Annotated in this window: 16 protein-coding genes and 1 pseudogene; 5 read left to right on the top strand and 12 right to left on the bottom strand. The window is 68.3% G+C overall.

The window, feature by feature from the left end; translation table 11 throughout:
* Positions 1 to 62 precede the first annotated feature (62 nt).
* Both ACYJSS_RS13475 and ACYJSS_RS13480 read right to left on the bottom strand, forming a co-directional pair.
* Positions 63 to 797 (bottom strand): OmpA family protein, encoded by a 735-nt coding sequence (locus ACYJSS_RS13475; protein WP_236204681.1) that lies wholly within the window; start codon positions 795 to 797, stop codon positions 63 to 65.
* Between the two features lie 99 nt (positions 798 to 896).
* Entirely contained in the window at positions 897 to 1,595 is a 699-nt protein-coding gene (locus ACYJSS_RS13480) for an OmpA family protein (protein WP_111260569.1), read from the bottom strand.
* A 134-nt stretch (positions 1,596 to 1,729) separates the two neighbouring features.
* Here ACYJSS_RS13480 and ACYJSS_RS13485 point away from each other — a divergent pair, with 134 nt between their 5' ends.
* The 3 genes from ACYJSS_RS13485 to ACYJSS_RS13495 are packed head-to-tail and all read left to right on the top strand — an operon-like array spanning position 1,730 to position 3,848.
* Positions 1,730 to 2,227 carry a DUF6231 family protein gene (locus tag ACYJSS_RS13485; RefSeq protein ID WP_111260568.1) on the top strand — a complete coding sequence of 166 codons (498 nt, stop codon included), beginning with the start codon at positions 1,730 to 1,732 and terminating at the stop codon, positions 2,225 to 2,227.
* Positions 2,228 to 2,231: 4 nt separating this feature from the next.
* Positions 2,232 to 2,702 (top strand): YchJ family protein, encoded by a 471-nt coding sequence (locus tag ACYJSS_RS13490; RefSeq protein WP_236204682.1) that lies wholly within the window; start codon positions 2,232 to 2,234, stop codon positions 2,700 to 2,702.
* 51 nt (positions 2,703 to 2,753) lie between these two features.
* Positions 2,754 to 3,848 carry a hypothetical protein gene (locus ACYJSS_RS13495; RefSeq protein WP_236204683.1) on the top strand — a complete coding sequence of 365 codons (1,095 nt, stop codon included), beginning with the start codon at positions 2,754 to 2,756 and terminating at the stop codon, positions 3,846 to 3,848.
* 58 nt (positions 3,849 to 3,906) lie between these two features.
* Here the strand turns inward: ACYJSS_RS13495 and ACYJSS_RS13500 are convergent, their stop codons facing one another.
* The 5 genes and pseudogenes from ACYJSS_RS13500 to ACYJSS_RS13520 form a co-directional block, all read right to left on the bottom strand.
* Complete coding sequence (locus ACYJSS_RS13500; RefSeq protein WP_236204684.1) at positions 3,907 to 4,476, bottom strand: DUF4166 domain-containing protein; 570 nt, start codon at positions 4,474 to 4,476, stop codon at positions 3,907 to 3,909.
* The gene (locus ACYJSS_RS13505; RefSeq protein ID WP_146602995.1) at positions 4,473 to 4,844 is read right to left on the bottom strand and encodes a 1-pyrroline-5-carboxylate dehydrogenase; all 372 of its coding nucleotides are present in this window, start codon (positions 4,842 to 4,844) and stop codon (positions 4,473 to 4,475) included. Before ACYJSS_RS13505 ends, ACYJSS_RS13500 begins: the two co-directional genes overlap by 4 nt.
* A gap of 620 nt (positions 4,845 to 5,464) precedes the next feature.
* On the bottom strand, positions 5,465 to 6,328 hold the full coding sequence (locus tag ACYJSS_RS13510) for a methyl-accepting chemotaxis protein (protein ID WP_373874023.1): 864 nt from the start codon (positions 6,326 to 6,328) through the stop codon (positions 5,465 to 5,467).
* Positions 6,320 to 7,090, bottom strand: a pseudogene (locus tag ACYJSS_RS13515) (MCP four helix bundle domain-containing protein); the annotation flags it as partial. The pseudogene ACYJSS_RS13515 and the gene ACYJSS_RS13510, both read right to left, overlap by 9 nt.
* 150 nt (positions 7,091 to 7,240) lie before the next feature.
* Positions 7,241 to 8,605 (bottom strand): CSLREA domain-containing protein, encoded by a 1,365-nt coding sequence (locus ACYJSS_RS13520; RefSeq protein ID WP_158545585.1) that lies wholly within the window; start codon positions 8,603 to 8,605, stop codon positions 7,241 to 7,243.
* A gap of 325 nt (positions 8,606 to 8,930) precedes the next feature.
* Between ACYJSS_RS13520 and ACYJSS_RS13525 the strand changes: the two genes are divergently transcribed.
* Positions 8,931 to 9,725, top strand: coding sequence for an SDR family NAD(P)-dependent oxidoreductase (locus ACYJSS_RS13525; protein ID WP_111260560.1), 795 nt, complete (start codon positions 8,931 to 8,933; stop codon positions 9,723 to 9,725).
* A 270-nt stretch (positions 9,726 to 9,995) separates the two neighbouring features.
* Here ACYJSS_RS13525 and recJ read toward each other — a convergent pair whose 3' ends face one another.
* A complete protein-coding gene (gene recJ, locus ACYJSS_RS13530; protein WP_111260559.1) occupies positions 9,996 to 11,711 on the bottom strand; it encodes a single-stranded-DNA-specific exonuclease RecJ in 1,716 nt (571 codons plus the stop codon).
* An 88-nt stretch (positions 11,712 to 11,799) separates the two neighbouring features.
* On the bottom strand, positions 11,800 to 12,339 hold the full coding sequence (locus ACYJSS_RS13535) for a YaeQ family protein (protein WP_111260558.1): 540 nt from the start codon (positions 12,337 to 12,339) through the stop codon (positions 11,800 to 11,802).
* A gap of 190 nt (positions 12,340 to 12,529) precedes the next feature.
* On the opposite strand from ACYJSS_RS13535, the gene ACYJSS_RS13540 reads away from it, so the two are divergent.
* Positions 12,530 to 14,212, top strand: coding sequence for a hypothetical protein (locus ACYJSS_RS13540; protein ID WP_236204685.1), 1,683 nt, complete (start codon positions 12,530 to 12,532; stop codon positions 14,210 to 14,212).
* 830 nt (positions 14,213 to 15,042) lie between these two features.
* Here the strand turns inward: ACYJSS_RS13540 and ACYJSS_RS13545 are convergent.
* The 3 genes from ACYJSS_RS13545 to ACYJSS_RS13555 all read right to left on the bottom strand — a co-directional run bounded on the left by ACYJSS_RS13545 (position 15,043) and on the right by ACYJSS_RS13555 (position 20,101).
* The gene (locus ACYJSS_RS13545; RefSeq protein ID WP_236204686.1) at positions 15,043 to 16,218 is read right to left on the bottom strand and encodes a GGDEF domain-containing protein; all 1,176 of its coding nucleotides are present in this window, start codon (positions 16,216 to 16,218) and stop codon (positions 15,043 to 15,045) included.
* Positions 16,219 to 16,398: 180 nt separating this feature from the next.
* Positions 16,399 to 19,116, bottom strand: coding sequence for an AAA domain-containing protein (locus tag ACYJSS_RS13550; protein ID WP_236204687.1), 2,718 nt, complete (start codon positions 19,114 to 19,116; stop codon positions 16,399 to 16,401).
* A gap of 295 nt (positions 19,117 to 19,411) precedes the next feature.
* Positions 19,412 to 20,101: a phospholipase D-like domain-containing protein gene (locus tag ACYJSS_RS13555; protein WP_236204688.1), complete on the bottom strand. Its 690-nt coding sequence runs from the start codon at positions 20,099 to 20,101 to the stop codon at positions 19,412 to 19,414.
* Between the last annotated feature and the right edge of the window lie 10 nt (positions 20,102 to 20,111).

The raw sequence follows: 20,111 nt of genomic DNA on the forward strand, positions 1-20,111 counted from the left end.
GCTGCCAAATGGTGCACATGAAGAAGGGGCCGCGAGGGCCCCTTCGGTACGACGACGCCGCCTCAACGAGCGACGTGGATCTCCACGCGACGGTTCTGCGCACGTCCGGCATCGGTGCCGTTGTCCGCCACCGGCTGGCTCTCGCCGAGTCCCTCGGTGGTGACCTTGCCGGCGGAAACACCCTGGCTGATCAGGTAATCGGCCGCACTCCTGGCACGCCGTTCCGAGAGTCCCTGGTTATAGGTATCGGAACCGACGCTGTCGGTGTGGCCCACGACCTTGACGCTGACCGTGGCGGCATCGCTCAGGCGCGTGGCCACCTCGTTCAGTTGCGACTTGGCATCGCTGGTGAGCTCGGCCGAATCGAAGGCGAACAGCACCTTGCCCTGGTCGCTGAGCACGATCACCTCGCTCTGTGGAGCGGGCTCAGGAGCGGGTTCCTCGGCCTTGACCACGGCCGGGTAGGTCTTCTGCGGACAGCCATTGTGGTTGACCTGTGTACCGGCCGGCGTGTTCGGGCAGGTATCACGGCGGTCGAAGACCCCGTCACCATCCTCGTCGCCATCCTGTGCGTAACAGATCAGACCGCCGACGATGGCACCTGCAACGGCACCTCCACCAGCCCAAGCGGAACTCTCGATAGCGCCCAGCCCACCGCCGGCCAGACCGCCAATCGCACTGCAAAGAGGCCAGTTCCCCTGGTTGAGCGGCGCGTCGCCCGTACTGGACGTCGAGGCGCAACCCGAGAGAACACTGCCGACCAGAAGAAGTAGAGCAGCCCGTGAGAAGGTTCTCATGGTGAGGATCTCCTGTGTCACCGGTCCCATACCGGTAACACAGGAGTAAAGACCCGCCCGTCACGGCGCACAAGCTGCACGCCGCGACGGACGCGGGGTTCAGCGGTCGATCAGGATTTCCACCCTGCGGTTCAGCGCGCGACCGTCGGCCGTGCCGTTGTCGGCGACCGGCTGGCTTTCGCCTGCGCCGCTGACGCCGACGATGCTGCCCTTGGGTACGCCGCTCGAGACCAGGTAGTCCGTCACGGAGTGGGCGCGCTTCTCGGAGAGTTTCTGGTTGTAGCTGTCGGCGCCGACGCTGTCGGTATGACCGGTGATGGTCAGCTTGGCGGTCGGGGCCTCGTTGCGCAGGCGGCTGGCGATGGTGTCCAGCTTGGCCTTGTCGGCCGGGTCCAGCGCCGCGGAGTCGAAGGCGAACAGCAGGTCGCGCACGACGATGGTCTCGTCCTCGACCACGACCACTTCCTCGACCCGTTCTTCCACGACCGGTGCGGGCGGGCAACCGTTCGCATCCACCTGCACGCCCGGCGGAGTGCCCGGGCACTTGTCGCGACTGTCAGGCACACCATCGCCATCCTCGTCGCCGTCGCCATGGACCCAGCAGTAGCCGGCGGCCATGCCGCCACCGATCAACGCGCCCCAGCCTGCCCAGGAACTGCTTTCGATCGCACCCAACGCTGCACCGCCTACACCGCCTACTGCTGCACACTTGGGCCAGTCGGTCTTCTGCAGGCCGGCGCAGCCGGTCAGCAGAGTCGACACAAGTAGCAAGGGTATTGCTGTCCTTGTGATGCTCATATGCGTGTCTCCTCGTGATATCGGCCTTTGGAAACCGATAACTGGGGAGTAAAGACCTGTGATTTAAAAACCGCCAGCACTAGGCCAGCCGCAGGCAGCAGGCTAGTCTTCGCAGACTTGTCCGAGGATTTTCGATGACCGCAAGCTTCTCCTCCCGCACCCCGCAGCAGGCCCTTGCCGCCCTGCTCGACCGCTATGCACCGGCGCGCCTGCTGCTAGTGGGCAACTCCCCGCTCCCGGCCCTCGAGGCCTTCGCCGCCGCCCACCCGGAAAGCCAGGTGGTGCAGGTGCCCGCCGGCCCGCTGCCGGCCGAGCAGGCGGCGCAACGCTTCGACCTGGCGCTGGTCGCCGACTGCCTCGAGCACCTGCCCAAGCGCACCGCCCTGCAACTGCTCGGCGGCATCCGCAACCTCAATGCCAGCCGCATCGCCGTGCTGGCGGACCTCGCCGCCTGCGACTGGACCGACACCGACTTCTTCGCCCTGGCCCTGCAGGCCACCGAGCGCTTCCAGCGCGATGAACAGGTGCTCAGCCTGTTCACCTACGACCTGCGCGAATACAAGCAGGTGCCCGACTGGCTGAACGCGAAGTTCTGGGCCAACCCCGAGAACTTCGGCAAGTACTGGTGGTGACGGCATGAACGCGACCACATGCCCCTGCGGCAGCGGCAACCTCCTCGAGCTCTGCTGCGGTCGCCATCACGGCGGCCACCCCGCCCCCAGCGCCGAGGCCCTGATGCGCTCGCGCTACAGCGCCTATGTGCTGGGCCTGGTGGACTACCTGGTGGAAACCACGCTGCCCGCCCAGCGCGAGGGGCTGGACCGCGACGCGATGAAGGCCTGGAGCCTCCAGAGCACCTGGCTCGGCCTCGAGGTGGAGGCCTTCGAACTGCTCGGCGGCAAGCCCGAGCACGCCCTGGTCACCTTCACCGCCCGCTGGCATGACCAGGGCGGCGAGCACAGCCATCGCGAACGCTCCTCCTTCGTACAGAACGACGGGCGCTGGTACTTCATCGACCCGACCGTGGAAATCAGGGCCGGGCGCAACGACCCGTGCATCTGCGGCAGCGGGCAGAAATTCAAGAAATGCTGTGCGGGATACCTCTGACCCAACGCCCCGCCCCGGAAGGATTCGCCACACGACAACAAGGAGATGTCCATGCGCATGCGCACCCTGCTCGCCCCGTTCCTCGCGGGTCTCGCCTGTTTCGCCCAGGCTGCCGACGTCCAGGTCAGCCTGGGCAGCCAGGAACGGGTCACCCGCCTGTTCGCCTACCCCAACAACTGCAGCGTCATCTGCTACCGCGACTGGACCCTGGAACAGACCGTGGAGCACTACCTCGGGCAGAGCCTGAAGCGCGACGGCATCGCCGGTGGCCAGGTCAAGGTGGGCCGTGACGACAAGGGGCTCTACGCCCGCTTCAGCGGCGTGCCCTCCGACTACGGCCTGCCCCTGGTGCAGCTGCTGGATGCGGGCGATCTCGCCTACAAGGGCGCCAGCCAGCTCAACACCGATGGCAAGTGGCAATACAGCTGGTACCTCTTCCTGCCCCTGGGCATGGCCCTGGAGAACCGCCGCAGCATCGAGCTGCTGCACTTCCCGCCGGACTACTCGCTGACCAAGGCCCAGGACTACCTGGAGTCGGCCACCACTGACCGCTGGGCCGACCTGCTGGAGCAGAACGGCGTGGCCGCCGACGATACGCCCGCCTACCAGACCATCATCGACATCGCCCCCATCGCCGCCCCGGCCAGCGCCGGCAGCGACCTGGAAGGCGTCTACAGCTACTTCACCCCCTACCAGACACGCATGGTGCAGCAGCTCACCAAGGGCAGCCCGGCACTGCCGATGGTCGCCTTCGGCGGGCCGGTGCGCAGCTGGATCAAGCAGCAGTACGGCACCACCATCGGCGTGCTCGGCCTGGGCACCATCAGCCCCGCAGCCGACCAGAAGGTGCCGGTGCTGGGCAGCAACCACCCCAGCTACATCTGGTACGCCGCCGACCCGGAGAACTACGACGGCGACCAGGCCAAGGCCGATGCCGCCGGCCTCAAGGTCATGGGCCAGGACATCACTGCCGCCTGCTGGCAGGCCGGGATGGGCAAGGATCACGGCGCCAACCCCGGTAGCACCCTCGACAGCTGCAAGCAGAAGTGGCTGGTGACCGACAAGGTGCAGACCTGCGAGCTGTTCTACACCTCCATCCGCAAGCTGGACGCGGACAAGGCGAAGGAGAAGTGCACGACGCCGTGAAGCCCGTGCGAACCGGGGACAGAGGGGTCGCGGGCCTGCCCGGCGTCCCCTCCCGGGCTCAGGCGGCCCCTGCCCTGCCGGCGGGCAGGAGCTCCAGGCCGCCGCTGTAGGAGAACAGCTCCCCCAGCCCCGGCAACGAGAAGCCGACGTAGAAGTGATAACGCCCGCACTCGATACGCTTGTAGGCGGTGGTACGCGGCAACAGGGCCAGCGGAATGCGGATGCCCCGGACCCAGGCCGCCATCGGCACCCAGCGCCAGCCACCGTCACGGGTATCGACCTTCAGCGCCAGGCGCAGGGCACCGGTGCATTCCTCCCAGTGCCCATCCGGCCAATGCCCCACGGGGCGGAACAGGGAAACCAGGGTGGCGGAATCCGCGAAACGCCTGTTCCAGTGCAGGCCCGACTCATCGCAATGGATATCCACGCGCAAGGGCACGCGCCGCGCACCGAGGGGAATGCCCAGTTTTCCCGCCAGCCTGCGCCCCAGCCAGCCGGCGAGACCTGCGCCCGTGGCCAGCTCCACCTCGCCTTCGAGCACGCCGCCCTGGCGATGCAGCCGCTGCAGCAAGGGGTGCAGCCCGCTGAAGCCCTCGCCGAACCAGGCCTCGACCCGACCCGTGCTCATCGCCCGCCCAATTGGCGGCGCACCGCCTCGTCGTTGAGTTCGTCGCCGATGTGCACCCGCACCCGCCGCCCGCCGACACCTGCGCCGAGCTCGTGGAAGATCCGCTCCTCGACCTGGGACAGGCCGCCTTCGGTCATCTCCATCGGCTGCACGAGAATGGTGGGCGCCATGGACATCCACTTGCCACGCAGCATCAGCTTGATCGCCTGGCGCAGCGCGACCCTGGCTTCATTGAACTGCCCGACCAGCAGCCGCTCGGTGCTGAAACTCGCATGCACATCCTGCTCGCGCTGGGCCTGGAGCTCGCGGATCAGCATGCGGTTGCGGTAGACGCGGACGTACAACGTCGGCTTGAGAAGATCGAACACCATCGCTCCTTGGAAGACTGTGAACCCCGCGCCACGACCGGCGCCCGGCAACGCTATGCCGCCGCCCGGCCGCTTGTCCAGAGGCCTACAGCTGTTCGTCCGTGGGAGTGGGAGATGGTTCCCATGCCGGGAAGCGGAGGGCTGGAGGAGCTTGGGAACATCGCGAATGAGTGGGCTCTGCCGACCTGAGGTGTTGCTAGAGAGTTTCGAGTTCTGCTGGAGTTTTCAGTTTCGCCTTGCCGGGCGAGTCACCTTTCTCAATCGTCGGGATGCCGAACCACAGAAAAGTAGCCGACCCCTGCATACGGCTCTGGCTTCGCCAGACTCCCCTCCTGAAAGGGGCTTTTTGCCGCTGCTCCAACGTCTTCGCCAGAACCTTCATCGATGTGCGCATCACGCGTCTTGCGTAGGGTGGCGTAGAGCGAAGCGAAACCCACGCCGTGGGAATGACAGGGCACCATGGATGCCCGGAAGCACCGTGCTTGAGGCTTCCCATCACGTTCACAGATGCAGACGGCGCAAATGAACTCGCTCCCACGGAGTGAGGCTCAGCCCCCAGTGGCGAGCCTCCGCGCGGTGGATGCAAAAGGCGACATCCACCCTCGCGGATCTCCCCCACCTTAAACGCTGAACCGTGCCACCAGCCCCTTCAGGTCCACCGCCAGGCGCGCCAGCTCGCTGCTGGCCGCCGTGGTCTGGCGCGCACCAGCGGCGCTCTGGATCGAGAGGTCGCGGATGCTCATCAGGTTGCGGTCCACCTCGCGTGCCACATGGGCCTGCTGCTCGGAGGCCGTGGCGATCTGCATGTTGCGCTCGTCGATGGTGCCCACCGCCTCGGTGATCTCCTGCAGTGCACGCCCTGCCTCGTCGGCCGAAAGCTGCGTGGCCTGGGCCTGGCTGTTGCTCGCCTGCATGGCCTGAACCGCCGAACTGGTGCCGGACTGGATCGAGGAAATCATCTTCTCGATCTCCAGCGTCGAGGTCTGGGTGCGGTGCGCCAGGGCACGCACTTCATCGGCCACCACGGCGAAGCCGCGGCCCTGCTCGCCCGCCCGCGCCGCCTCGATGGCGGCGTTGAGCGCCAGCAGGTTGGTCTGCTCGGCGATGGAACGGATGACATTGAGCACCTGGCTGATATCCACCGCCTGCTGGGCCAGGCCCTGGACGCGCGCTTCGGTTTCCTGCACCTGCAGGGAAAGATGACGGATCGCATCCAGGGTCTGGGCCACGCGCTGGTTGCCCAGGTTCGCCGCCTCGCTGGACTGGCGCGCCGACGTCGAGGCCGACGCCGCGTTGCGCGCCACTTCCTCCACCGCGGCGGTCATCTGGTTGACCGCCGCAGCGGCCTGCTCGATCTCGGAATTCTGCTGCTGCAGGGTCAGGCTGCCCTGCTCGGTGACGCTGGTCATCTCCTCGGCCGCCGAGGCGAGCTGGATCGAGGAATCGGATATCTGCCGGATGGTCTGCCGCAGGTTCTCCTGCATGCCCCGCAGTGCCTCGCTGAGGCGCGTGGCCTCGTCCTGCCCGCTGACTTCGACGGTGCGGGTCAGGTCGCCCTTGGCGATGGATTCGGCGAAGCGCAGCGAATCGCCCAGCGGCCGCACGATGCTCCGGGTCAGGGTCATGGCCAGCGCCACGGTCATCGCCAGGGCCAGCAGCACCGCGCCGACGACGATGCTGATGCTGGTGTCGTAGGCATCGCTGGCGGCAACGCCCGAGCGCTTGACGCCAGCGGCGTTGAGGTCGATCAGCCTGGTCACGTGCTGCTGGTAGGTCGTCGCCAGGTCGCGTTGGCCGCCGTTGGCCCAGAGCAATGCCTGAGCGGGATCGCGGCCTTGCAGGTCGATCAGCTTCTGCAACCCCGCCATGTACGCCTGCAGGGCCTGCGCCGAGTCATCGAACACGCGCTGCTCTTCGGCACTGGTGATCATGTTGCGGCGATAATGCTCGCTTTTCTCGGTCAGGGTCTGGCGCGCGCTCTGCAACTGGTCGAGCGCGTTGCGCTGTTCGTCGGGGGTGGTGCTGGCCAGCAGGCGCAAGCTCTCCAGGCGAACGTGCAGCAGGCTGGTCTGGATATCGTTGGCGGTCTGGATGGAGGGTAGCCAGTTGGTCTCGATGTCCTGTTCAGCGCCCCGCAGCACATGCATCTGCTGCCATGAGAACCCACCGAGGACGATCACCAGCAGGGTGATCAGGGCGAAACACAGGGAAGCGCGCGAAGCGATGGTGATGGATCGTATGGACATGGCAGTACCTGCGGGTTGGGGTCTCGCCAGCGTCCCTGCCGATTCGGATTGCAGCCCCAGTCTTATCAGCCGAACTGGGCCGATCCTGAAATTGCTTTTTCCAATCGATGCGTCAGGTTTGAAACAATTTGCAAAAAACCTGCCTGCACCTCAGGGCTTGGGGCGCTCATAGGCACCCAGGTCGCACAGCGCCATGCCGTCGCCATCGCCATCCCGTGGCCGCATGGAACCGCGCTGGTCCTGGCGGGTGCAGGAGCCGACGGCGGTGTCCACCGCCGGGCTGCGAGGGCGCAGGGCGTGGGTCGGCAGGCTGGAACCATTGGCCGCCAGCGGGTAGAGCACCCGGGTGAAGGCCTCGGCATCGTTCACCTGGATGTCGGCGGTGCAGTTGCCGGTATCGGTGCCCAGCAGCAGGCCACTGGCCTGGTAGCTCGCCGTATCGCCGCCATTGGCGCAGTTGGCGACACCGATGGATGCGTTGCCGTTGCCGACGATCAGGCTGTTGCGAACCGACAGACGGCCATGGTTGAGCAGGCCGAGGGTGAGGTTGTCGGCGATGGTGACGTTGACCAGTTGCAGGCTCGGCGTACCGGCGAACATCGGGTAGTCGGAGCCGTTGGCGACCACGGCGTCGTAGTCCCCCTCGCCGTTGGCGTTCTTGCCGGAGACGGTGACGTTGGTCAGCCTGAGCACGCCGTTGCCGTCGTTGCGGATGACCACGCCGGGCCCGTCGGCGCGGTGATGGAGGAAGGCGCTGCGGGCGACATCGGCGGTGCCGGTATTGAACAGCGCCCCTCCGAGGGCGACCACGTCGTCGCCGTTGGTGACGTTCTCGCTGAACAGGCTGTCGCGCAGGGTCAGGAGCCCGCCGTTGAAGATCGCACCGCCCAGGGCGCGCCCCGAATCGCCGAAGTCCGCACGGTTGCGCTCGAACACCGAGCTGTGGACCTCCAGCGTGCCGCGATTGGAGATCGCGCCGCCGTCGCCATCGTAGAAGCCGAAGCTGGCGCGGTTGTCCTGGAATGCCACGCGCCGCACCACCAGGTAGCCGAAGTTCTCGATGGCACCGCCGTTGCGGGTGGTGTGGCCGTTGCGCAGGGTCAGGTCCTGGAGCAGCAGGGTGACACCGAGGTCGACCTCCAGCAGGCGATCGATGCCCGAGCCATCGATGACGCTGACCCCCACCCCCGCCCCCACCAGGGCCAGCTCGCCGGCACGCAGGTCGAGGTCGCCGTCGAGGTTCAGGTCCTCGTCGAGGATCTCGCCCTCCTCGCCCAGCGCCGGCGGCAGGCTCAGGGCATAGGTTCCGGCGGGCAGGAGGATGCGGTTGCTGCCACCCAGGCGGTTGGCGGCCTCGACCGCATCGCGCAGGGAACAGTCGGCATCGCAGCGGCCATCGAAAACATCATCGGTGCGGGTCACGTGGAAATCCCGTGCAGTTGCCAGGGACGGTAATGCGAGCAGGGAGGCGAGCATCAGCGAGGTGGCCAGGCGCGGCCGGCAGCGGTGGGACATGGCGAGTTCCTTTCGGCGACAGCCGGTCATTGGCCATGGCAGCGGTCGCCCTGTCGGCCACCGCATCAGCGTGGCCCGCATCCGCGTCCTGCCATCCTGGCGGCCACGGGAAATGGACCGGCCAGCGGGGCGCCGGTTCACGGCCGTTCATCAGGCCGCCTCCCCGCATCACCATTCGTCCGCCAGCGCAGCACAGGCTGGAATCCGTTTGTCGCTCCGCTTGAATGACGGTGATGCTGCGCTTGACAGTTAAAATTATAATCATAATATAAATCGTGAATTACAAGCATCATATAAACACCCTGTCCTTTTCCGGAGATACGCAATGAGCTCGCACAACCTCAAAGGCACCGCACTGATCACCGGCGCATCCTCCGGGATCGGCGCCACCTACGCCGAACGCCTGGCCCGCCGTGGCCTCGACCTGCTGCTGGTGGCCCGCGACCAGAAGCGCCTGGACGAACTGGCCCAGCGCCTGGGCGGCGAATACGGCGTGAAGGTCGACACCCTCAAGGCCGACCTCACCCAGCGCGCCGACCTGCGCGCGGTCGAACAGCGCCTGGCCACCGACACCGCCATCAAGGTGCTGGTCAATAACGCCGGCGTGGCCCAGAACGGTCCGCTCGCAGAGGCCGACCTCGACCAGGTCGACGCGATGATCCAGCTCAACGTCATCGCCCTCACCCACCTCTCGGTGGTCGCCGCCAAGCGCTTCGGCGAAGCCGGCGAAGGCGCGATCATCAACCTCGCCTCGGTGGTCGCGCTGATCCCCGAGATGTTCAACGCCACCTACAGCGCCACCAAGGCCTACGTGCTCAGCCTGACCCAGACCCTGAACCACGAGATCGCCGCCAAGGGCGTGCAGGTGCAGGCCGTGCTGCCGGGCATCACCCGCACCGAGATCTGGGAGCGTTCCGGCATCGACGCCGCGCACCTGGACCCGAACATGATCATGGAAGCCGGCGAGATGGTGGACGCCGCGCTGGCCGGCTTCGACCAGGGCGAACTGGTCACCATCCCCTCGCTGCCCGACGCAGCCGACTGGGCCGCCGTGGTCAGCGCCCGCACCAAGCTCGGCCCGAACATGTCCCGCAGCAGCGCGGCGGCGCGGTACAAGTGAGCACTACGGGTAAGGCCCGGAAACGGTGGCGCTGCGGGCCGCCTGGCGACTGAAGCCGCCCCTGCGGGACTGCCGGGCTGACGCGCGGAGATGACCGGGGCGTAGGGTGGAGGTCGCTGTTTACCTCCACCGGGCGGCGTCGAACATGGCACGCGGCTGTGCCTGGGACACGGGCGTTCGGCAGGGCTTCGAAATGGCTGGGGGTCAGAGAAACGGTGGGCTGAAGCGCCACCCTACGCCCCCATGCCCACCCTGTGCACGTCGGCGCGATCAGCGTGGCGCGATGTGCGCCACCATCAGCTGCACGCTTTCCTGCCCCCGGTATTCGTTGACGTCCAGCTTGTAGGCCAGCTCCGCCCAGCGCACGGTCGGGTTCGGCCACTGGTCGCGGTCGATGTTGAAGGCGATGCCATCGAGCTGCAGCGAGCCGCATTCGGTCTTCAGCACCAGCTTCAGGTGCCGTTCGCCGACCAGGCGCTGTTGCACCACCTGGAAGATGCCGTGGAACACCGGCTCGGGGAAATGCTGGCCCCAGGGGCCTGCCTGGCGCAGGGCGCGGGCCAGTTCCAGGTGGAACTCCTGGAGGCTCAGCTGGCCGTCGGAGAGCAGGCGGCCGGTGAGGTCGTCCTCGCTCAACTGACGGCGTACCTCGGCGTCGAAGGCTGCGGCGAAGGCACCGAAGTTTTCCATGGGCAGCGACAGGCCGGCGGCCATGGCGTGGCCACCGAACTTGCTGATCAGCCCCGGGTGGCGGGCTGCCACGGCGTCCAGCGCATCACGGATATGGAAGCCCTGCACCGAGCGCGCCGACCCCTTGAGCAGCCCCTCGCCAGCGTCGGCGAAGGCGATGGTCGGGCGGTGGTAACGCTCCTTCATGCGCGAGGCGAGGATGCCGATCACGCCCTGGTGCCAGTCCGCCTCGAACAGGCACAGGCCGAAGGGCAGGTCCTCCAGCGGCAGGTCCTTGAGCTGGGCCAGCGCCTCGCGCTGCATGCCCTGCTCGATGGCCTTGCGGTCCTGGTTGAGCTGGTCGAGCTGCACCGCCATGTCGCGGGCCAGCGCCTCGTCCTCGCAGAGCAGGCATTCGATGCCCAGGCTCATGTCGTCCAGGCGGCCGGCAGCGTTCAGGCGCGGCCCGAGGATGAAGCCCAGGTCGGTGGAGGTGATGCGCGCGGCCGGGCGGCCGGCGACCTCCAGCACCGCCTTGAGGCCGGGGCGCGCACGGCCCGCGCGGATGCGCGCCAGGCCCTGGTGCACCAGGATGCGGTTGTTGGCGTCCAGCGGCACCACGTCGGCGACGCTGCCCAGGGCCACCAGATCGAGCAGCTCGGCGAGGTTGGCGTCGGGGCGGCCGGTCCGGGCGAACCAGTCCAGCTGGCGCAGGCGCGCGCGCAGGGCCAGCAGCACGTAGAAGATCACGCCGACGCCGGCCATGGCCTTGCTAGGGAACTCGCAGCCCGGCTGGTTCGGGTTGACGATGGCGTCCGCCGCCGGCAGCTCGGGGCCGGGCAGGTGGTGGTCGGTGACCAGCACCTTGAGCCCCGCGGCCTTGGCCGCGGCAACGCCGTCGACGCTGGAGATGCCGTTGTCCACGGTCACCAGCAGGTCGGGGCGGCGCTCCAGGGCCACGGCGACGATCTCCGGGGTCAGGCCGTAGCCATATTCGAAGCGGTTGGGCACCAGGTAATCGACGTGGGCCGCGCCGAGCATGCGCAGGCCGAGCACCCCGACGGTGCTGGCGGTGGCGCCGTCGGCGTCGAAGTCGCCCACATAGAGGATGCGCTGGCGCTTCTCCAGGGCCTCAACCAGCAGCTCGACCGCGGCGTCGATGCCCTTGAGCTTCTGGTACGGGATCAGCCGCGCCAGGCCCTTGTCCAGCTCCTCGACCGATTGCACGCCACGGGCGGCGTAGAGACGGGTCAGCAGGGGCGGCAGGTCGCCGAGGTCGGGCAGGGTGGCGGGCAACGGGCGGGGATCGATACGCATGCGGCTCAGTCTTCAGGCTTGCGGGCGGACGCTGCCGCCGTGAAACAGGGGCCGCACGGATGAGCCGGGCGGCCGCGTGGGGCGGTGATCAGCGTTCGCCGGCCAGCCACTCCAGGGGAATCTCGTGCTGGCCGCGCTCATCGGTCACGAACAGCTCGCCGTCGCTGATCATCACGCTCCAGTTGATCGAGCGCGGCAGGTCCTTGGCCAGGTTCTCCAGGGCCTGCTGGTCGACGCCGACCACATTGATGTTCTTCAGGCTGCGCACACCGTCCAGCACCTTGGTCTGCCACACGCGCAGGTTGCCGTAGGCCACCAGGCTGAAGCGCTCGGTACGGCGCGAACACCAGGTGATGCGCTCGGCGTCCGGCTGGCCCACCTCGATCCAGTGCAGCACGCGGTCATCGAGGCTCTTTTCCCAAAGCGCCGGCTCGTCGACATCCGACAGGCCACGGCCGAACGACAGCTGCTCGTGGTACCAGAGGGCGTAGGCGATCAGGCGCACGGCCAGGCGCTCCTCGGTTTCCGAGGGGTGCTTGGCGACGGTGAAGCGCAGGTTCTCGTACACGCTGCGGTCGAGGTCGGTGAGGTTGAGTTCGACTTTGTAGGGCGTCGCTTGCAGGGCCATGTAGGGGCTTCTTGGTTAGGCGAAAAGGCGGCAAGTCTAACCCGAAACCCGCTGCCGCGCCCGGGCGCCATCCGGCCGTTCGGCGCCCTGGAAATGCGCTCGGGTTCCCAGCCCGTGCGACTCGGGGTTGCCAGCCGGGGGCGGCCCCCTTTATAAGCCGGCCCGGTCCGCACTTCAGGAAAGGAAGCCAATGGAAGCGTTCATCATCGTGGCCGGCATCGTCGCCCTCCTGGCCGTGGCGCTGCTGCGTTCGGCCCGGCGTACCCAGCCCACCCGCGTCAGCACCGAGGGTGCCGCGCAGATCAACCGGGTCGCCCTGCTCACCCTGCTCGAACCGCACCTGGGCCACCAGCTGGCGCAGCGCCTGGACGGCGAGGCGCGGCAACTGGCCATGCACCAGGTGGCCCCGGCCCTGCTGCTGGCCGGCGACCGCGCCCTGGCACTGGAAGCCCTCGCCGAGCTGAAGGCCGGCTACCGCCAGTCCGCCCTGGAATCCATGCTGGAGAACCTGCTGGAGACGGCCGACGCCCTCGCCGCCCTCGACCTGCTGGAAGCCAGCGCCAGCCCCCTGCCCGAAGCCCCGCTGCTGAGCATCCCGCTGATGGCCGCGGCCGGCCGCACGGAACAGGCCCGCCAGTTGCTCGACAGCGTCACCGCTGGCCAGGAAGGCCAGGTGGGCCAGGCCCTCTCCGCCCGCCAGAACCTGCTGCTGGCCGGCCTGCAACGCCAACTGGAACGCCCCGAGGCCGCCAGCCGCAGCCTGGAGCGCGCCCGCGCCATGCTCAACGTCCCGGTGCAGGAGGCCCCCGGCGACTTCCAGGCACTGCTGCGCGAATGCCTGGCCCAGGAACGCCTCGACCTGCTCGGCGAACTCGCCGTCGCCCCCGATGCACTCCTGGCCAACGACGCCGTCGCCCTGTTGCTGGAGAACAACCGCGAAGCCCAGGCCCTGGAACTGCTCGCACGCCCGGACATGCCCCTGCACGCCCTCGACTGGCACGGCATGCTGCGCCTGGCGCTGGACGGCGAACGCCCGCAACTGGCCGAACGCCTGCTGGCCCTGGCCCCGGAAGGAATGCAACAGGACCTGCTCGCCGACCTCATGGCCTGGCACGCCGGCCACGCCGACACCCCCCGTGCCGACGCCCTGCTGCGCGCCAGCGGCCTCGATGGCACCGCTGCCACCTGGCTGTGCCTTGAACTGGCGGGACGCTGCGCCGAGGCCCAGCCAGCCTGGAGCGCGGCGCTGCTGCACCAGGGGCTGGAAGCCATGGAGAACGTGGACGACGAGAGCGACTGGATTCGCCTGCGCCTGCTGGCCCTGCGCAGCCGCCTGCAGGGCGACCAGGCCCGCGACCCGGTGCGGATGACCGCCGACCTGGAGGAATTCGACGCCCTGCGCCAGCAACTGGAGTGGGATGAACAGCTGGACCAGGCCTGCCACCTGGCCTGCCTGCAACACCGCCTGGGGCTGCTGGACGCGGCCCTGGACACCCTGGAAAAGGCCGTGGCGCTCTGGGAGGCACAGGAGATAGACGACACGGACGAACGCGCCTGGTACCTGGAAGCGCTGGCCGAAACCGCCCTCACCCTGGACCAGGTCGAGCGAGCGACCGCCCTGCGCGATCGCCTGCTGGAACTGGACGGCGACAGCCGTGGCCTCGACGCCGCCCTGCTGCGCCAGCACATCGACCAGGGCCGTTATCCACAGGCCATCGCCCTGCTCGACCTGCGCAACCTGATGGCCCCCGAAAACCCCCTCGCCCGCCTGCGCCAGGCCATCGAACGCCTGCGCCCGGAAGCCCCGCAACGGGCCGATGAGCTGCAGCGGGAGCTGCTCGATGCCCTCGCCAACGGCGCCCTGGGAACGTAAGAGCCACGGAGCTGCACGCCGCATGGCGACCGAAGCCGCCCCTACGGGGCAAGGGACATGACCGCTGTGTAGGGGGGAGGTCGCTTTTTACCTCCACCCAGCGGAGTCGAGCCCGGCACGCCGGCAATGCCTGGGACTCCGCATTGATGGGTTTCGCGGGGCTCTACCCATCCTACGGGTCTGAAGTCGCCCAGGGACATGACCGCTGTGTAGGGTGGAGGTCGCTTTTTACCTCCACCCAGCGGAGTCGAGCCCGGCACGCCGGCAATGCCTGGGGCTGCGCATTGATGGGTTTCGCGGGGCTCTACCCATCCTGCGAGTCTGAAGTCGCCCAGGGACATGACCGCTGTGTGGGGGGAGGTCGCTTTTTACCTCCACCCAGCGGAGTCGAGCCCGGCACTGCGGCGATGCCTGGGGCTGCGCATTGATGGGTTTCGCGGGGCTCTACCCATCCTACGGGTCTGAAGTCGCCCAGGGACATGACCGCTGTGTAGGTTGGAGGTCGCTTTTTACCTCCACCCAGCGGAGTCGAGCCCGGCACGCCGGCAATGCCTGGACCCCGCATTGATGGGTTTCGCGGGGCTCTACCCATCCTACGGGTCTGAAGTCGCCCAGGGACATGACCGCTGTGTAGGGGGGAGGTCGCTTTTTACCTCCACCCAGCGGAGTCGAGCCCGGCACGCCGGCAATGCCTGGGACCCCGCATTGATGGGTTTCGCGGGGCTCTCCCCATCCTACGAGTCTGAGGTCGCCCTACAGGGCAGCCACGTAACCCGACGCATGCGACTCGAGCCTGTCTTCAACGCCGCGATGGCCAGGCAGCCGGTCTTTCAACTGCCCCGGGCGGGGCGGGTGGGAATGGCGGCGTGATAGTGCTCCACGCGATTGCGCCCCTGGTTCTTCGCCTCGTAGAGCGCCTTGTCCGCCAGCGACAGCAGGCGGTACAGCTCGTGCCCGGCCTGGGACGAGGTGGCGATGCCGATGCTCACGCTGAGCCGGCCCGGCCCGAGCAGGTCGCTCTCGGCGAATTCGCGGCGGATGCGCTCGGCCACCAGGGTGGCGGTGGCCGCATCGGCATCGCTCAGCAGGCAGGCGAACTCCTCGCCGCCGATCCGGCCGAACACATCGTGCTTGCGCATGCGTGCCGAGGTCACCGCACAGAAGCCCATCAGCACCTCGTCGCCGGCCGAATGGCCGAAGGTGTCGTTGAGCTGCTTGAAGTTGTCGAGGTCGCAGAGCAGCAGCGCCACCGACTCCTTGCGCGCCGCGCAGGCCTTGAGCAGCGCCTCGCCGGAGGTCATGAAGGCGCGGCGGTTGCCGATGCCGGTGAGCGGGTCGCTGAAGGCGGCGTGCTTGTACTGCAGCTCGGTGCGCTCCTTGACCATCGCCAGGGTGACGAAGGCCATGCCGATGGCGTAGAGCAGCGTCTCGAACACCATCACCGCGAAAAAGCCGGTGCTCTGCCCGTCCACCGCGGCCTGGAACGGCACGCCCCGGTCCACCACCAGGCGCACGCCGTAGGTGACGAAGTGGATCAGGTGCAGCGCCAGCGCCGGCTTGATGGACACCTGCAGCGCGTGCCGCGCGCGCCACAGCTCCAGGCCGGCAAGCAGGGTGTAGCCCAGGGTCAGCGCCGTGCTGACGAAGACCCGAGCCGGCAGCGATTCATAGAAGGCCGGCACGGCGCAGAGCGCGGCCCAGAGCAACGGCCCGGCGAGGATTCCCGGCAGGTGCGCGCGGCGCCCGGCGAACACGCGCATGGCCGTCCAGTTCATGGCGCAGCTGAACTGCAGCACGATATTGCCGAGGAGGATGGGCACCAGGTCGATGTTCATCCCGCGCAGGCTGCCGAGCACCGTGGCCAGCGCGCCGAGCAGCAGCATCAGGCTCAGGTAGCCGAGGGTGGGCTCGGGGCTGCCCCGGCGCCAGGCACGGCCCGCCAGCAGGCCGAGGAGCATGAGGATGTAGACGTCGACCAGCACCAGCGTGGGTATGTTCAGCGCCATGACGCCACTCCATGGCGAACGAGCGCCGCCCCGGAGAGGGTCGGCGGGCTGGAGTGACGAGCGAGGGCGTGCATGGTGGTACCGGAAAAGGCAGCGAATGAAAATGTGACTTGTGTCGCACTTTACGCGTAACCGTGTGCGCCCGCCACGGCCTGCCGTCGGCCAATGGCCACCCGCCATTCACAGCCGCAGCAGCAACGCCTCCAGGGCCGCCTGGGGCTGCAGCTTCCATATCGCGTAGCTGAGCGGGATCATTTCCAGCCCGGCGCGGGCCAGCACCTGGTAGCGCTCCAGGTCGAAGACGTCCTCGCTGGCGCCGGGGTAGCCGATCAGGTCGATGGCCAGCACCCGCTCGCCACGCTGGCAGAACAGGTCCAGGCAATGCCCGGCCACCGGGTAGCCGGACCAGACGCGTACGCCCTGCGCCTGCAGCGCCGTCGCCACCTGCTGCTGGAAGGCGTCCACCGCCTGGCCGCCGCCGTCGCGGCCCGGCCCCTGCTCCAGGCGCTCCAGGTAACGCCGCAACAGGTGGCCGGGGGCGAGCTGCCGCTCGTCGCCGCTGAACAGCAGCACCTGGTGCTCGCGGGCACGGGTGATGGCGACGTTGAACATGTCCTCGCGGTTGAGGTAGTGCGCCGCCTGGGCGCCGGCTCCGTCGATGGCGAAGCTGAGGATCATCAGGTCGCGCTCCTCGCCCTGGAAGCCGTAGGGCGTGGCCACGCGCACCCGGAACTGTGCCAGCAACTCGCCCGGCAGGCGTTCGGCGAGCAGGCGCCGCAAGTGTTCCACCTGGTCGCGGAAGGGCGAGAGCAGGCCGACGCTGGGCTTGACCTGGCTGTCGCGGTAGCGACCGACATGCTCTTCGAGCAGCTCCAGGGCGCGCTGCGCCTCCACCGGGTTGTGCCCGGCCGGCACGCGCTGGCCCGCCAGCCGGTGCAGGCTGAGGCTTTCGGCGGCGAGCTGCTCGGGACGCTCCTTCATCACCCGGATACGGCCGTTGTAGAAGGCCTCGTTGCTGAAGCGGATCAGCGCCGGGCGGCCGCGGAAATGTTCGTCGAGGAAGGTCAGCGCGCGCTGGCTGGCCAGGCGTTCGCCCACCAGGTCGAGCAGGCTGTTGTCGCGGTAGCTCCAGGCCTGCTGGTCGCTCTCCGGCAGCTCGGCACGCTGCAGCAGCTGCCGCTCCTGGGCGCGGGATAGGAAGGACACGTGGCGCAGCTGGCGGCTGTCGCCGGCCACCACCGCGCGCTTGCAACGCTGCAGGGCCGGCAGCGCGCTGGCGATGTCGCACTGGGTGGCCTCGTCTATCACCAGCACGTCGAACAGCCCCTCGCGCAGCGGCAGCACCTTGTGCAGGTCGTCCAGGCTCACCACCCAGATGGGGAAGGCGGCGAGCAGGCGCACCGGGTCGAGTTCGTCGAACAGCGACTGCTGGCGTTGCGAACTGCGCGCGCGGATCGCCTGGTTGTAGCGCACGAAGGTCTGCCGGTCGCTGTCCAGCAGGCGTTGCAGGCGTTCGACCCGCAGGCTGTCGATGTACTGCAGGCTGTGGGCCTCGCGGCGGCGCTGGCAGTCGCGCAGGTCGTCGAGTATCTGCCAGTGGCGCACGCTGCCGCGCACCCGTCGCTCGACCCAGGGCACCTGCAGCCAGCGTTGCCAGAAGGCCAGGGCGCCGCGTTCGGCACGCACCAGCAGGCCGCTCCAGCGCAAGGCCTGGCGGCTGCGCGTGTCGAAGGCCCGGGACAAGGCGGCCTCCTCGTCCAGCAGGTCCTTCAATGCGCGCTGCTGGCGCGCCACGGCGCCCTCCTCCAGTGGCGGCAGCTCGCCCTGCAGCAGTTGGTCGAGGCGCGCACGCAGAGTGCGCAGAAGTGATTGCTCCTCCACCTGCAGCACGCCGTCGCGCAGGCCGAGGTCATCGCGCAGCTTGTCGGCGATCACCGTGACCGCCTGCTGGCTACGGCTGACCAGCAGCACGCTCTCGCCCTGCAGGTGGCGGTCCAGCGCCAGCGCCGCCAGGGTGTAGCTCTTGCCGGTGCCGGGCGGCCCGGCGACGAAGCTCAGGGGGTAGCGGGTGGCGTTGGCCAGGGCCTGGCGCTGGGCCAGGCTGAGGGAGGCCGGCAACGCTTCCGGGCGGCTGGGGGTGCCGAGGATCGTGCTCTCCTCGCCGACCGCATCCTCGCCCAGCAACTGCCGCAGTGCCGGCGAATGGCGCTCCGCGCCCTGCAGCAATTGCAGTTCATGAAGAATGCCGCGGCTGCCGGCACCGCGCTCGGCCAGGGCCACCAGCGCCGCGGCGCGCAGCGACAGGCGTTGCGCAGCCATGGCCTTCTTCAGGGTCGCGGCGCCCTCCAGCCCGGGGAAGGCGCTGGCCGGCAGCACCTCGCCGACCACGGTGAAGCGCTGCAGCCAGGCCATCAGGTCGGCCAGGTAGTGATCGTCCAGCGCACCGCTGGGCAGCGGCAGGCTTTCCAGCCCCTGCTCGGCATCGGCCTTGAGCAGCTGGCGCAGCAGGCGGCGGTTGAGCTGGGGCTGGGCGAGGTCGATGGCCAGGCTGGGGGGCGCGCCCTCGCCGAGGCTTTCCAGGCGCGCCTCGAAGTACACCAGCGGCGCGCAGTGGCGCACCGTCCTGCCTTCCGCATCGCTACGCCGGCCGCACACCGGCAGCACGCCGTAGATCAGCTGCAGCTCGCGCTGGTAGAGGTTCTGCTGCTGCAACAGGTGCTCGCCCAGCTCGGCCGACAGCGCGGCGAAGGGCATGGCGCCGCTGGCCAGCTCCTCGCGCCCGTCCAGCCAGCCCCAGCGCTCGGCCTTGAAGGTGCTGACATCGTCCAGTTGCAGTTCGCGGCTATCGGCCTGGTAGCAGGCGCGGTAGAAGGACAGGCGTTTCGCGATCGACGGCATGGGGCGTCCCGGGCGGTTTCCAGCGGCGCATTGTGCCGGAATCAGGAGGATGGGCTGAATCGGTTGGTGTGTGTTTTGGCGATGGGTTTGGGATTGGGGCGTTCGGGAGCGTCGAGGCAGCGGGGGAAAGCGGTGGGCTGAAGCGGAGCGCCGCCCGGCCCACCCTACGCGCTGCCCGCTAGGTCGCCCCGGCACAAGCAGGCGGTTTCGAGCCGGGTACATCCGCGATGCCTGGGAGTCCGTATTGATGGGTTTCGTGCCTCTACCCATCCTACGAGAGCGGTGCCGCGCCCAATCAGCGCGGGGCGTAGCGCTTCCAGAGTTCTTCGAACTCCGCCAGGTAGCTGCCCACCAGTTGCGCATTGTCGATCACCAGCAGGTTCTCCTCGTTGCTGGTGCTGGCGCTGCGGGTCCAGTTGAAGCTGCCGTTGAGCAACAGGCGGCCGTCGAACAGGGCGAACTTGTGGTGCATGTGGAAGGGGCTGTCGTCGATGCGCAGGGGCACGCCGGCGGCCTGCAGCTGGCGGATGTCGCTGCCTTCGTCGAACTGTTTCTCGTTGTCGCTGATCACCCGCACCGCGATGCCGCGCTGGTGGCAGGCGAGGATCTCTCTGCTGAGCTGGTCGTCGGAGATGGTGTAGACGCAGATGTCCACGCTCTGCCGCGCCTGGCGCAGCAACTCGCGGATCTTGCGCCGGCATTCCTCGCCGGGGCTGAAGTGGGCGCTGGCGAGGGTGCGCACCGGTGCTGCGCTGACGTCCAGGGTCTTGACCACCTGCTCCAGCCACTTCAGCGCCGGCAAGGTGTTGGCGGCGTCGGCCAGGGCCAGCTCGCGCACCAGGTCGAAGGCGCGGTTGCGCAGGTAGCGCACCTGGTCCGGGTCCAGCTCGCTGCCCAGCTGGCGCAGCTCGTCGCGCTCCTCGTTGCTCAGTTTCAGGTCCAGCAGGCTGTCACGCAGCTGCTGGTCGAGTCCTGCGAAATCCATGGCGACCTCC

Source organism: Pseudomonas sp. No.21 (genome assembly GCF_054558415.1).

Bases quoted from the DNA above. Each gene is read 5' to 3' on its own strand.
- ACYJSS_RS13475 (WP_236204681.1), bottom strand. From the start codon at position 797: ATGAGAACCTTCTCACGGGCTGCTCTACTTCTTCTGGTCGGCAGTGTT.
- ACYJSS_RS13480 (WP_111260569.1), bottom strand. From the start codon at position 1,595: ATGAGCATCACAAGGACAGCAATACCCTTGCTACTTGTGTCGACTCTG.
- ACYJSS_RS13485 (WP_111260568.1), top strand. From the start codon at position 1,730: ATGACCGCAAGCTTCTCCTCCCGCACCCCGCAGCAGGCCCTTGCCGCC.
- ACYJSS_RS13490 (WP_236204682.1), top strand. From the start codon at position 2,232: ATGAACGCGACCACATGCCCCTGCGGCAGCGGCAACCTCCTCGAGCTC.
- ACYJSS_RS13495 (WP_236204683.1), top strand. From the start codon at position 2,754: ATGCGCATGCGCACCCTGCTCGCCCCGTTCCTCGCGGGTCTCGCCTGT.
- ACYJSS_RS13500 (WP_236204684.1), bottom strand. From the start codon at position 4,476: ATGAGCACGGGTCGGGTCGAGGCCTGGTTCGGCGAGGGCTTCAGCGGG.
- ACYJSS_RS13510 (WP_373874023.1), bottom strand. From the start codon at position 6,328: ATGCAGGAGAACCTGCGGCAGACCATCCGGCAGATATCCGATTCCTCG.
- ACYJSS_RS13520 (WP_158545585.1), bottom strand. From the start codon at position 8,605: ATGTCCCACCGCTGCCGGCCGCGCCTGGCCACCTCGCTGATGCTCGCC.
- ACYJSS_RS13525 (WP_111260560.1), top strand. From the start codon at position 8,931: ATGAGCTCGCACAACCTCAAAGGCACCGCACTGATCACCGGCGCATCC.
- recJ (WP_111260559.1), bottom strand. From the start codon at position 11,711: ATGCGTATCGATCCCCGCCCGTTGCCCGCCACCCTGCCCGACCTCGGC.
- ACYJSS_RS13535 (WP_111260558.1), bottom strand. From the start codon at position 12,339: ATGGCCCTGCAAGCGACGCCCTACAAAGTCGAACTCAACCTCACCGAC.
- ACYJSS_RS13540 (WP_236204685.1), top strand. From the start codon at position 12,530: ATGGAAGCGTTCATCATCGTGGCCGGCATCGTCGCCCTCCTGGCCGTG.
- ACYJSS_RS13545 (WP_236204686.1), bottom strand. From the start codon at position 16,218: ATGGCGCTGAACATACCCACGCTGGTGCTGGTCGACGTCTACATCCTC.
- ACYJSS_RS13550 (WP_236204687.1), bottom strand. From the start codon at position 19,116: ATGCCGTCGATCGCGAAACGCCTGTCCTTCTACCGCGCCTGCTACCAG.
- ACYJSS_RS13555 (WP_236204688.1), bottom strand. From the start codon at position 20,101: ATGGATTTCGCAGGACTCGACCAGCAGCTGCGTGACAGCCTGCTGGAC.